9 protein-coding genes and 1 pseudogene are annotated in these 12,986 nt (G+C 65.4%); 5 read left to right on the top strand and 5 right to left on the bottom strand.

Features of this window, described 5'->3' with window-relative positions; genetic code table 11:
- Positions 1 to 16: 16 nt before the first annotated feature.
- Both J7360_RS15285 and J7360_RS15280 read right to left on the bottom strand, forming a co-directional pair.
- Positions 17 to 208 (bottom strand): annotated as a pseudogene (locus J7360_RS15285) (hypothetical protein); the annotation flags it as partial.
- Between the two features lie 332 nt (positions 209 to 540).
- A complete protein-coding gene (locus J7360_RS15280; protein WP_007965057.1) occupies positions 541 to 1,230 on the bottom strand; it encodes a glutathione binding-like protein in 690 nt (229 codons plus the stop codon).
- Positions 1,231 to 1,614: 384 nt separating this feature from the next.
- Here J7360_RS15280 and J7360_RS15275 point away from each other — a divergent pair, with 384 nt between their 5' ends.
- The 5 genes from J7360_RS15275 to J7360_RS15255 all read left to right on the top strand — a co-directional run bounded on the left by J7360_RS15275 (position 1,615) and on the right by J7360_RS15255 (position 9,248).
- A complete protein-coding gene (locus J7360_RS15275) occupies positions 1,615 to 4,629 on the top strand; it encodes a TonB-dependent receptor (RefSeq protein WP_209034179.1) in 3,015 nt (1,004 codons plus the stop codon).
- Between the two features lie 188 nt (positions 4,630 to 4,817).
- Entirely contained in the window at positions 4,818 to 5,519 is a 702-nt protein-coding gene (locus tag J7360_RS15270; RefSeq protein ID WP_033481139.1) for a SapC family protein, read from the top strand.
- Positions 5,509 to 6,522 carry a cupin-like domain-containing protein gene (locus J7360_RS15265; protein ID WP_209034177.1) on the top strand — a complete coding sequence of 338 codons (1,014 nt, stop codon included), beginning with the start codon at positions 5,509 to 5,511 and terminating at the stop codon, positions 6,520 to 6,522. Before J7360_RS15270 ends, J7360_RS15265 begins: the two co-directional genes overlap by 11 nt.
- A 10-nt stretch (positions 6,523 to 6,532) precedes the next feature.
- Positions 6,533 to 8,098, top strand: a complete 1,566-nt coding sequence (locus tag J7360_RS15260) for a tryptophan halogenase family protein (protein ID WP_057660701.1) — start codon at positions 6,533 to 6,535, stop codon at positions 8,096 to 8,098.
- Positions 8,099 to 8,237: 139 nt separating this feature from the next.
- Entirely contained in the window at positions 8,238 to 9,248 is a 1,011-nt protein-coding gene (locus J7360_RS15255) for an energy transducer TonB (RefSeq protein WP_057660704.1), read from the top strand.
- Between the two features lie 138 nt (positions 9,249 to 9,386).
- On the opposite strand, the gene J7360_RS15250 is transcribed toward J7360_RS15255, so the two are convergent.
- The 3 genes from J7360_RS15250 to J7360_RS15240 are packed head-to-tail and all read right to left on the bottom strand — an operon-like array spanning position 9,387 to position 12,950.
- Positions 9,387 to 10,580, bottom strand: a complete 1,194-nt coding sequence (locus tag J7360_RS15250; RefSeq protein ID WP_089142393.1) for an ABC transporter permease — start codon at positions 10,578 to 10,580, stop codon at positions 9,387 to 9,389.
- Positions 10,577 to 11,323 (bottom strand): ATP-binding cassette domain-containing protein, encoded by a 747-nt coding sequence (locus J7360_RS15245; protein WP_057660711.1) that lies wholly within the window; start codon positions 11,321 to 11,323, stop codon positions 10,577 to 10,579. The genes J7360_RS15250 and J7360_RS15245 overlap by 4 nt, the downstream gene beginning before the upstream one ends.
- Before the next feature lie 31 nt (positions 11,324 to 11,354).
- Positions 11,355 to 12,950: an alpha/beta hydrolase gene (locus J7360_RS15240; protein ID WP_057660715.1), complete on the bottom strand. Its 1,596-nt coding sequence runs from the start codon at positions 12,948 to 12,950 to the stop codon at positions 11,355 to 11,357.
- Between the last annotated feature and the right edge of the window lie 36 nt (positions 12,951 to 12,986).

Here is a 12,986-nt window from a genome sequence, read left to right as displayed (position 1 = left end):
TTGATCAGACCTTCCCTAGCTGATTGCGATCGCTGTCCTTGCCGCGCAGGAAGGTCACGCGCGAGCCATCCGGTGCCACCTTGGGCTTCATCAACGTGGGACCGGAAAGCGGCAACGGGCCGGTGATGGCCTCCAGGGTGAGTTTTTCGGCGTGGGCCATGGGAATGGTGCTGAGCATGAGGGCAAGGGTGACCAACAGGGCGCGCATCGATGATCCGGTCTGACGACTGCGCACAGGATGCGGGGGTGTTGTGGATTTGAGAAGCGCGGCGATCCTGGCGTTGGCCGCTCAGGCGTGCGCGCGTTGGGATTGATGGTGCCGGGGATGCGCATGCATCGCGAGATGTCTGTGGACGGTGGGGACTAACGCGTCGCTACGTATGGCGAGGGAGCGCAATTGGGGTCGCTGTCAGTCTCCGGCGATGCCGTACCCTCACCCCAACCCCTCTCCCGTGGGAGAGGGGCGCATGCCGCCCCGTTGATGTGCCGCGCGCGTTTGATGCGCGTGTACTGTTACGCATCCGCGCCTAAGACGTTGCTTCAACGCTTGCCGAACAGGTGCTTGCGCTCTTCATCGCTGAGCGGCTGGCCCGCATTGGGATTGACCTGCTCCTTGAGCGCGTAGGCGCGCTGGGTCGCCGGGCGCGCGGCGATGGCGTCGTGCCAGCGCTTCAGATGTGGGAAGGCGGCGTAGTCGGGCTTGAGGTCGCCATACACTTCGATCCACGGATAGCTGGCCATGTCGGCAATGCCGTAGTCGTCGCCCGCCAGGAAGGCGTGGTCGGCCAGGCGCTTGTCGAGCACGCCATGCAAGCGGTGCACCTCGGCGTTGTAGCGCTCGATCGCGTACGCAATCTTTTCCGGTGCATAGACGTTGAAGTGACCCATCTGGCCGCTCATCGGGCCCAACCCGCCCATCTGCCAGAACAGCCACTCCAGTGCAGCGATCCGGCCGCGGGCATCGCGCGGCAGGAAGCGGCCGGTCTTCTCGGCCAGATACAGCAGGATCGCGCCGGACTCGAACACGCTCTGCGCACCGCCGCCATCGGCCGGTGCATGGTCGACGATGGCCGGCATCTTGTTGTTGGGCGAGATCTGCAGGAATGCCGGTTCGAATTGTTCGCCCTTGCCGATGTTGACCGGCTTGAGGGTGTACTGCAGCCCGGCCTCTTCCAGAAACAGCGTGACTTTGTGCCCGTTCGGCGTGGGCCAGTAGTACAGATCGATCATCGTGCGCTCCAGTCAAAAGGTGGGGTCGTTGCGGCAGATATGACAAGGCGGCTGCCCAGCATGCAGGCGTCGAACTCGCAACGCAGTTGCGCCTGACGAATCCGCTTGCCGGTTGCGCAATCAAGGCTCGCGTCCGCTAGGTCGGTGCCATCGCATCTCGAGGGACGCCGCCATCCTGGCGCGATGGTAAGGCCAAGCGTTTGCGCACGGATGCTTTGCACGCCTCGCTCGGTGGAACGATGTGTGACGCAATAGGGTCGCGGCCGATGCTGCAGTGCAAATTGACTTCGTTAAGGCTGCACTAACAAATGCTCGATTGTTCCATTGACCTTTGCCTGCCCCGCCTGGGGTCGGCCTTATCTTCTGTTTGGGGAAGCAACTACCGTGAGAGAGACTCGCACCCTGCCGCGCACGCGGCGCTTGACGTCTGCCCTGCTGTTCGCCTTGTCGACTCCGCTGGCCGCGCAGACCGCGCCGGCGCCGCAATCGGCATCCACTGTCCCAGGTTCCAGTCAGGCCGACCCCGCCACCCTCGATACCGTCCAGGTCAGCGGTATTCGCGGCAGCCTTACCTCGTCCATGAACGTCAAACGCGATGCGCAAGGCATCGTCGACGGCATCGTGGCCGAAGACATCGGCAAGTTCCCCGATACCAATCTGGCCGAATCGTTGCAGCGCATCAGCGGTGTGTCGATCGACCGCTCGCTGGGCGAAGGCTCGCGCGTCACCGTGCGCGGCGTCGGCCCGGACTTCAACCTGGTGCTGTTGAACGGCCGCCAGATGCCGGGCGCCAGCATCGAAGAATCCAATGCCTCCAACTCGCGTGCATTCGACTTCGCCAACCTGGCGTCCGAGTCGATCTCCGGCATCGAGGTGTTCAAGACCAGCCGTGCCAGCACGCCCACCGGCGGGATCGGCGCGACCATCAACATCAAGACCGCCCGGCCGCTGGATAACCCCGGCATGCATGCCAATGTGGGCCTCAAGGGCGTGCACGACTCTTCCAACGAAAACCTGCCCGACCGCCTGCAGGGCGATTCGCTGACGCCGGAAATCTCCGGCATCTTCAGCAACACCTCGGCCGACGGACGCTTCGGCGTGTCGCTGAGCGGCAGCTACCAGGAACGCGACTTCGGCTACAGCCAGGTCGGCGTCCCCAATGGCTGGCGCGCATTCCGTGGCGATTCCACCGCCTACGGCACCATTCCGCAGCCGGGCACACCGGGTTCTGAAAACATCGTCAACCGCCCCGGTCCGAACGATATCTATTCGGTGCCGCAGAACCTCAACTACCGCGTGGTCGGCGTCGAACGCCAGCGCACCAACGGCCAGTTGACGCTGCAGTACAAGCCGCTGGACAACATCACCACCACGCTGGATTACACCTACTCGGAAAACAAGATCCAGCAGCAGCGCAACGAGATGTCGGTGTGGTTCAACTACGGACCGTCCGCCAGCGCCTGGACCAAGGGACCGGTCGCAGGTCCGATTACCTATTCTGAAATCGTCAATCCGCCCACCAGCGATCTGGCTACCGCCGGCTCCCAGGCCGCCACGCGCAACCAGAACAAGTCGCTGGGTTTCAATGTGGATTGGGCGGTGAACGATCAGTTCAAGCTCAACTTCGACATCCACCGCTCCACCGCCGAAGCCGGCGCGGACAGCCCGTATGGGTCGAGCAACTCGCTGGGCGTATCCGGCTTCTACCGCGGCACCTCGGTGGTGGATTTCAGCAAGGATTTCCCGGTGTTGCAGCAGCAGCTTGGCTTCGGGCTGAATGGCCTGGACCCGTCGCGCACGCTGGTCACCGGCTCGGCGTTTCGCAATAGCTACATGAAATCGGAAATCGATCAGGCGCAGGTCAACGGCGACTTCACCTTCGAAAACTATTCGCAGTTGAAGTTCGGCATCGGCAGCACCGAGGTCAAGAATCGCTCGGCATTTTCCAATGTGCAGCGCGACACCTGGGGCGGCAACGGCACCGCGGCCGATTATGCGGACGACCTGTGGATTCCCAGCTCGTTCGCGCAGTACTTCGATGCGATCGACGGCAGCGGCAATCCGGCGCAGTTCAACCAGCTGTTCCTGTTCGACTTCGAGCGCGTGCGCCAGGCCGCTGCGCAAGCCGCTGGCGATGAGTCGCTGTACCGCATCTCGCCGGTGTTCACCACCGACCGCCGCGTGACCGAAAAATCCAAGAACGCCTACCTGCAGTGGGGCAATAGCTGGGACGATCTGCGCGTGCCGATCAGCCTGGCCGCCGGCGTGCGTTACGAAGAAACCAAGGTCCAGGCACAGGCGCTGGTGCCGGTGGCCGTGGGCATCGACTGGGTTGCCAACAACGAGCTGCCGATCCGGCTGGCCGACTCGGCGTTCTCCGGTGGCAGCGGCAAGTACGAATACTGGCTGCCCAGCCTGGACCTGAGCTTCAAGCTGCGCGAAGACCTGGTGCTGCGCGGCAGCTACGGCGAGACCATCGGCCGGCCCGGCTGGGGCGACATCCAGGGCGGGCAGACGCTCAACCAGATCGGCCGCATCGAAGGCGGCTCCGGCCAGGAAGGCAATCCCGGCCTCAAGCCATTGCTGTCGCACAACATCGACCTGTCGCTGGAGTGGTATTACGGCGAGGCGAGCTACGCCTCGGTGGGGTTCTTCCGCAAGAACATCGACAACTACGTCGGCGTCACCACCCGCAACGACACCTCGCTCGGCCTGCACACGCCGGTGGGCGGCGCCTACTGGAACCAGGCGCTGGCCAATGGCTGCGCCACCGCCGACCTGACCTGCATCCGCAACTACATCTTCCGCAACTTCGCCGGCCAGCCCGGCGTGGCCCGCGGAACCGACGACACCAATGGCAATGCCACCGGTACGATCAGTGGGCAGCCGGGCGACCCGATCGCCAACTTCTCCATCACCGCGCCGGCCAACCAGCGGTCGGCCTCGCTGGATGGTTGGGAATTCAACGTGCAGCACATGTTCGGCCAGAGCGGCTTCGGCGTGTCGGCCAACTACACCAAGGTCGACTCCGGGCTCACCTACAACAACTACGTGATCGGCGAGCAGTTCGCGCTGGAAGGGTTGAGCGATTCGGCCAACCTGGTCGGCTTCTACGAGAAGGGACAGTGGCAGGTTCGTGCGGCCTACAACTGGCGCGACGAGTTCCTGGCTGCGCGCTTCGACGGCAGCGGCCTGCCCAACCCGGTCTATACCGAAGCCTATGGTCAGCTGGATCTGAACATCGGCTACAAGTGGACCGACAACCTGTCGCTGAGCCTGGAAGCGATCAACCTCACCAACGAAATACAGCGCCAGCATGGCCGGCAGAAGAACGAGATCATCTATGCCACCCAGACCGGCCCGCGCTACATGCTGGGTCTGCGCTACAAGTTCTGGTGATGCCGCTTGGGCGATGCAGGACTGACTGCATCGCTACAGCAAGCCGCACGTTCCCCGGCAGCCTGGCTGCCGGGGAACGTACACGGCCGTTGCACCTGCCCAAGGACGTGAACGCATCCGGGGCTTGCCGTGCAGTGGCGATTCGTTGAAGCATGGGCCACGCGCCCCGCGTGCTGTGCCTATCCCCCATGAACAATGCTGTGTTGTTGAACAATCTCGATCACCGCGATCTGCGCGTGATCACCGCACACGGCGCCGCCTACGGCGATGACGTGATGTCGGCTGCGACCTTTCCGCAGGAATTTCGCCAGTTGCAGGCGCAATACCCCATCGTGTTCCATCGCAGCGGCGAGCGCAGTTTCCAGCCGCTGGCGTTGCTGGGATTACGCCTGGGCGAAAACCTGTTCCTGGATGGCGCGCGTTGGGATGCGCCCTATGTCCCGCTGGCGATTCAGCGCCAACCGTTCCTGATCGGCGAACAGCCCGATGGGCCGATGGTGCATGTGGACCTGGACAGCCCACGCGTCAGCAGCACCGAGGGCGAGTTGCTGTTTCGCGAACACGGCGGCACCACCGAATTTCTCGACCACATCAGCCAAGTGCTGCGCACGCTGCACGATGGCCTGGTGGCCAGCACGGCATTCGTCGAACGTGCGCTGCGTTACGACCTGCTCGAACCATTCGTGTTCGAAGCCACCTTAAACAACGGCCTGGAATGCCGCCTGGCCGGGCTCTATGTCGTGCACGAAGAACGCCTGCGCGCACTCGATGACGCGGCGCTGCTCGAACTGCACCGGCATGGCGATCTGGAACCGCTGTACATGGCGGTGGCCTCGATTGCGCAATTGCGCCATCTGCTCGAACGCATGAACCGCCGTCATGCCGGCTGAGCCACGCGCCATCCACGAGCGTCACGGCCTGGACCCGCAACGGCTGGACCCGGCCATCCTAAGCTCCACCGCGCCGCTGGTGCTGCGCGGGCTGGTGCGCGACTGGCCACTGGCCCGCGCCGGTGCCAGTTCTGCGCAGGCCGCTGCCGCCTACCTGCGTGGCTTCGACCGCGGCGAGGCGGTGGTGGCGCAGGTTGGACCACCGGAGATCGGTGGGTGCTTCTTCTACAACGCGGACATGAGCGGCTTCAACTTCCGTCCCGAACGCGTGCCGTTGGGCGTGGTGCTGGACACCTTGCTGCGCGACCTGGATAACGCGCAGCCACCGGCCATCTATGTCGGCTCCACCACGCTGGACACCTACCTGCCCGGGTTGCGTGCGCATCACCCCATCGCGCTGCCGCAGGGCGAGCCGCTGGCCAGCATCTGGATCGGCAACCGCACCCGCATCGCCGCGCATCAGGACCTGCCCGACAACCTGGCCTGCGTGGTCGCCGGGCGACGCCGTTTTACCCTGTTCCCGCCCGATCAGCTGGCCAATCTCTACATCGGCCCGCTGGATCTCACCCCGGCCGGGCAGCCGGTCAGCCTGGTGGATATCGCCGCACCGGACCTGCAGCGTTTTCCACGCTATGCGCAGGCGCTGGACCACGCCCTGGTTGCCGAGCTGGCGCCGGGCGATGCGCTGTTCATTCCCAGCATGTGGTGGCATCACGTCGAGGCACTGGAGAGCTTCAACGTATTGATCAATTTCTGGTGGCGGCAGAGCCCGGCCTACATGGATTCGCCGATGAACGCGCTGATGCTGGCGCTGTTGACCATCCGCGACCTGCCGACCGAACAACGCGCCACCTGGCAGGAGGTGTTCCGTCACTACGTGTTCGAGTCCGACGACAGAACCGCCGCGCATCTGCCCGATGCCGCGCGCGGTGTGCTGGCCCCGATGGACGATGCCCGTGCGCGCAGCCTGCGTGCACGGCTGCTGCAACGCTTGAATCGCTGAGGATTTGACCATGCCCGACACCACGCCTTCGGACCCGCACCAGCGCCCGGTACGCCGCGTCGTCATCGCCGGTGGCGGCACGGCCGGCTGGATGGCGGCTGCAGCGCTGTCGAAATTGCTGGGCCGGCACCTGCACATCACCCTGGTGGAGTCCGACGAGATCGGCACGGTGGGGGTGGGCGAAGCTACCATCCCCAGCCTGGTCACCTTCCACCGCTTGCTGGAAATCGACGAAGCCGCCTTCATGGCCGCCACCCAGGCCACCATCAAGCTCGGCATCGCCTTCGAACACTGGCGCGATGTGGACCAGCATTACATCCATTCCTTCGGGCATGCCGGGACCGACCACTGGAGCGCCGGGTTCCAGCATTTCTGGTTGAAGGGGCGCCAGCGCGGGGTGGCGCGCGACTTCGGCGACTACTGCCTGGAACTGCGTGCGGCGCAGGAAGGCCGCTTCGCGCATCTGCCCAATGGCGGCATGAATTACGCCTACCACCTGGACGCCGGGCTGTACGCGCGCTTTTTGCGCCGCTTCAGCGAAGGCTTCGGCGTCACCCGCGTCGAAGGCCGCATCGGCCAGGTGGAGACCGATGCGCAGAGCGGCTTTCTCACCGCACTGACGCTGCAGGACGGCATGCGGGTGGAAGGCGACCTGTTCCTGGATTGCACCGGCTTTGCGGGCCTGCTGATCGGCAAGACGCTGGGCGTGGGCAGCGACGATTGGTCGCGCTGGTTGTTCGCCGACAGCGCGTTGGCGGTGCAGACCGAATCGGTGGGTCCGCCGGTGACCTACACCCGTTCGCGCGCCGACCAGGCCGGCTGGATGTGGCGCATTCCGCTGCAGCACCGGGTGGGGAACGGCATCGTGTATTCCAGCCGCTACATGGACCAGGATGGCGCCCGCGCGGTACTGGAACGCAACCTCACCGGGCGCGCGCTCACCGAACCGCGGCCGCTGCGCTTCACGCCCAACCAGCGCCACCGCGTATGGGAAAAGAACTGCGTGGCGCTGGGCCTGGCAAGCGGGTTCCTGGAGCCGTTGGAATCGACCAACATCCATCTGATCCAGCGCGGCATCATCCGCCTGCTGCAGACCTTTCCGCAGGTGATCAACGCTGTCGACATCGCCGAGTACAACCGTCAGGCGGCCCAGGAGATCACCCACATCCGGGATTTCGTGATCCTGCACTACCACGCCACCGATCGCCGCGACACGCCGTTCTGGCGCGACTGCGCGGCCATGGACATCCCCGATTCGCTGCGCCACCGGGTGGAGTTGTTCCGCCAGAGCGGGCGGGTCTTCCATCAGGCCAACGAGCTGTTCGCCGAGAACTCCTGGGTGCAGGTGATGCTGGGCCAGGGGGTGGTGCCGCAACAGCACCACCCGGTGGCCGACCTGATGGGCGATGCGGAGCTGAGCCGCTTTCTGGAAACCATCCGCACCCGGGTGGAGGCGGCGCTGGTGCGGTTGCCTGCGCACGCGGACTTCCTGCAGCGCTACTGCCCTGCCCCGCCGCTGCCCGAACCGGCCGCACGCGTGCCGGCCCCGCCGGTCATGGCAACCCCGGCGGGATAAATTTCGGCGATCTGCAGCGCAACCCTTGGCTCAGACCGCCCCAGCAATGCTAGATTGCGGCATTGCCGTCCATTGCGGGAACAATGGCCGGCGCTCGCCGCAGCAACGTTATCTTTCGCACTCGGGGTAAGGGGGACGCATGTTGGATCTGACACAGGGCCGTATGGCACGCCGGATCGCGCCGGTCATTTTGCTGGTTGGCCTGGCCGCCTGCTCCAAGCAGGAAGACAAGGCCGCCACCGCCACGCCGGCGACCGGCGCCACACCGGCGGCAACGGCACCCACGCCGGCCACGGCGGTCTCGCCGCAGGTGCAGTCGATGGCTGCCGAACAGTTGCGCGAATCGGCCACCAAAGCGCTGCAGGACAACCGCATGTACGCCCCGGCCGGCGACAACGCGGTGGAGTACTACCTGGCCTTGCGCGAGAAGCAGCCGCAGGACGCCACCGTCAACAGCGCGCTGACCGATCTGCTTCCCTATACGCTGATCGCCGCCGAACAAGGCATCAGCCGCGAAGAATTTCCCGAAGCGCAGCGTTTGATCGCGTTGATCGAGAAGGTCGACCCGCAGGCACCGGCACTGCCACGCCTGAAGAGCGGCCTGGAAACCGGCATGAAGACCGCCGCCAACCGCTCCGAGCAGGATGCCGAGCAGGCCAAGAAGCAGGTCGAGGACAAGGCCAAGCAGGCGGCCGAGCAGAAGCGCCTGGCCGAGCAGCAGAGCCGCGAGGCCGCCGCTGCCCAGCAGATTGCCGCCCAGCAGGAAGCGGCCCGCCAGCAGACCGCCGAGGCCGAGCGCCAGGCGGCTGCGCGGCGTCAGGCCGAAGCGCCGGCCCCCACACCGGCGGCCCCGCGTCCGGCGCCGCCGGCGGCCGCTGCAGCCGCACCGGCCGCGCAGTCGCTGCGTCCGATCAGCACCCCGGCACCGCGCTATCCGGCCGAAGCACTGCGTTCGGGTACCTCCGGCGAAGTGCTGGTGGAACTCACGGTCGGTACCGACGGCTCGATCACCGCCTCGCGCGTGCTGCGCGCCAACCCACCGCGCGTGTTCGACCGCGAAGCCCTCAACGCGGTCAAGCGCTGGCGCTTCGAACCGGTGGCCGCACCGGTGACCACGCGGCGTACGCTGTCGTTCAATCCGGGCGATTGATGCCTGCGTCGTCGATGATATGGAAACGCAAAGCCCGCAGCGATGCGGGCTTTTGCGTTGTGGCGATGGTGCAGCGTCGGTGTTTCGCGTTGGAGGGTGCCGCAGGGACTTGCAGCAAACAGCCACCACGCAACAACCTCAGCCCGAAATCGCCAGGCGCTCCTGGTGATACCGGCGCACTGCCGCATACCACAGCAATGCCGCCACACCGAAACCGGCCAGCAGATACACCGCCCAGGTCTGTAGGTTGATGGTCTCGTGGCGGATCACCTTCAACAGCATCTGGTTCTGCGCCAGAAACGGCACCGCAAAATGCCATAGCTGCGTCTTCAGCGGATAGGCCATCAATGCATAGCCCGGCAGCATCGGCAGCAGCAGCAGCCAGGTCATATGCGCCTGCGCTTCCTTCATGCTCTTGGCGGCCGCGGCCAGATAGGTCAGCAGCGAGGTGCCGACAAACAGCATCGGGACCAGGATGAAGAGCATCTGCAGCATCGGCACGAAACCGACATTGAGCTGGCGGCCAAGAGTCGACGTGGACAACTGCGCACTCAGCTTGAAAGCGAGCAAGGTGAGCAACAACGACACCATGCCGATCACGCAGGCCGCGGCGATCTTGCCGCTGACGATGGCGCTGCGCGGCGCAGGCGTGGCCAGCAACGGCTCCAGCGACTGGCGTTCGCGCTCGCCAGCGGTGGCGTCCAGAATCAACGACGCGCCGCCCAGAAACGAGGTGATCACCAGTAACACCGGCAGCAGCATCGCCATCATCTGGCCGCGCTTGGCTTCGGCAGTGGCCAGATCTTGCGCGGCGACTTCCAGGGGCCTGGACACCTGCGCGTCGATACCGCGCGCCAGCAGCCGCAAGGCGCCGACCTGCTGGCTGTAGCCGGTAAGCGCGGCCTGCAAGCGCATGCTCGGCACATCGGCCTCGCGGCGGGTGCTGTCCTTGATGATCTCCACCAGCGCCGGCCGGCCTGCGCGCCAATCCTCGGCGTAGCTGTCGCTGATGCGCAGTGCCACATCCACATCCTGGTTGCGAATCGCCGCGGTCAGATCGGTTGGCGCATCCACGGCATTGAGTCCCTGCGCGGCCAGAAATCGCACCAGATTCGGTGCATTGCTGCGGCCGAGCGTGGGGATCTCCAGCGGCTTGTCGATCTGCGTGCGCACGCGGCTTTCGCTCAGCGCGCCCATGCCCAGGATCAGGATCGGGTACAGCAGCGGCGACAACAGCAACGCCAATGCCAGGGTGCGCCGGTCGCGCGAGATGTCGCGCAATTCCTTGCGCAGCACGGTCCACAGCGTGGACAACAACGATGCGGTGCTCATGCGTGCAGCCCCTCGTCCGAGCCGATCGCCTTGACGAAGGCGTCTTCCAGATTGTGTTCACCGGTGGCATCACGCAATTCGTCGGCGCTGCCGGACGCCACCACTTTGCCCTTGGCGATGATGACGATGCGGTCGCACAGCGCGGCGACCTCCTGCATGATGTGGCTGGAAAAGATCACGCAGCGCCCCTCCGCACGCAGTTGCTGCAAGAAGCCGCGCATGGCGCGGGTGGTCATCACATCCAGGCCGTTGGTGGGCTCGTCCAGGATCACGTTGCGCGGGTCGTGCACCAATGCGCGCGCAATCGCGGTCTTGGTGCGCTGGCCCTGGCTGAAGCCTTCGGTCTGGCGGTCGAGAATGTCGTCCATGTCCAACGCGCTGGCCAGCAGCTGCGTGCGCTGGGCGATCTGGCTGCGCGACATGCCATGCAACTGGCCGAAGTAGGCAATGTTCTCGCGTGCGGTCAAACGCTTGTAGACGCCGCGTGCGTCCGGCAACACCCCGAGTGCGCGGCGCACCGTCACCGGGTCGCGGGCGGCATCCACGCCATCGACCGTGACGCTGCCCTGATCGGGCGCCATCAACGTGTAGAGCATGCGCAAGGTGGTGGTCTTGCCGGCGCCATTGGGGCCGAGCAGCCCGGTGATCTGGCCATCGGCGGCGCTGAAGCTGACCCCGTCGACGGCTTTCACCAGCCCGGTCTTGGTCTTGAACGACTTATGCAGGGTATCGACGACGATCATGCAAGCGCCTCCGTGGCGTGGTCGATGCGGCTCATGGTTCCCATCCGTTGAACGAGGTGAAGGCGGGCACGGTGTTGAGGCTGGCAACGCAGGTGGTATCCAGCGCCTTGGCATCGGCGGTCTGCATGAACTGGCTCAGCACCTTGGGCATGCAGCCCAGCCGGAACACGCCATGCCCCTGCCCGGGCGCAATCACATGCCGGCCGTTGGGCAGTCCCTGCAGCACGCGCTCGGCATAGCGTGGCGGTGTGACCGGGTCGAGCGCGCCGGAGAGCAGCAACACCGGCAACGTGGAGCGGAACGGGGCGCTCGCGGCAGCCGGGGCCGGCTTGGAGGGCCACACCTTGCATGGTGCGAAGAACATCTCGGCGACCGCGTTGCCCAGCAACGTGGTGTCCTGGCGTGCGGGTGGGTGATAACGCCCGGCATCTTCGCTGCACAACACCGACCATTGCATCAGGCGATTCATCCGGTCGGACATGCCCGATGCGCTCATCTGCGCCAAGGCCATCAACGAGGCGTAACGGCCTGCGGCAGCTTCGTCCAGCACCAACGGTAGCAACGATGCGGTTTCCGGCGCATACGAGAAACCGAACGCCAGGCCGGCCACGGTGTCGGCAGTGACCTGTTCGTGGCGTAAGGCACCGGTGCGCGGGTCGCGGTAGTCCACCGCCACCGGCGCCTGCCGCAGCCGCTCGACCACCTGGCGCAACTGCGTGGCGGTATCCACTGGAAAGCGCTTGGCACATGCAGGCTGCTGGCGGCATTGCGCAGACTGCAGCGCGATCGCATCTTCGAAGGTGCGCGCGAACTCGCCGCCGATCACCAGATCGTTTGGCGCTACGCCATCGATCACCACGGTGCGCGTGTGCTGCGGATAACGCGCGGCATAGTGCTGCGCCACGCGCGTGCCGTACGAGGCACCGATCAGATTCAGCGTCTGCACGCCCAGCGCTGCGCGGACCGCATCCAGATCGCCGATGGCTTCGCTGGTGGTGTAGTAACGCGGGTCGGCGTCGTTGCGCAAACCGTCGGCGCATCGGGCCGCATACGCAGTCAATTGCTCGGCTGTGGCTTCGCTGCTGTTGTCCAGCGCCAGCGGCTTGCCGGCCGCGTCGCGACACTCCAGCGGATGCGAGCCACCGGTGCCGCGCTGATCGACCAGAAAGATGTCGCGCTGCTTGCGCACTTCGTGCAGCCCCATGTCCACGATCGCCGCGACCTCAGTGGCGGATTGCCCAGGCCCACCGGCGATGAAGAACACCGGGTCCTGCGTGCTGCCGCCGCCGGCGTCGCTTTCCAGCCAGGCGATCTTCAACGCGATGCTGCGCCCGCTCGGCGCGGCCGGATTTTCCGGCACGCGCAAGCTCGCGCATTGCGCTTCGATGTTGCCGGCGGCGCTGCCCGAGCTCAGCGTACACGGGGTGAACAGCAGCGTGCCGTAACGATTGCCCGCGGCATTGCCGGGCGGGTGGTTTACGGCAGGCTGCGGCGCACTCGTAGCCGGCGTTGTCGGGGTGGAGTTTCCTGCAACCTCGTTTACTGCCGCTGGCGCTGCAGCGCGCTGGCATCCGGCAGCCAGCATCGCGATCAGCACTGTCGCCACCATTGTGGATTGCTTGACCATCGTCGTCCTCTCTCCTGGTATTGCCTGTCCCTCTGA

This window comes from Xanthomonas sp. D-99, from assembly GCF_017746145.1.
Classification (GTDB): domain Bacteria; phylum Pseudomonadota; class Gammaproteobacteria; order Xanthomonadales; family Xanthomonadaceae; genus Xanthomonas; species Xanthomonas cissicola.
This window is presented reverse-complemented; position numbering and strand designations above follow the sequence as displayed.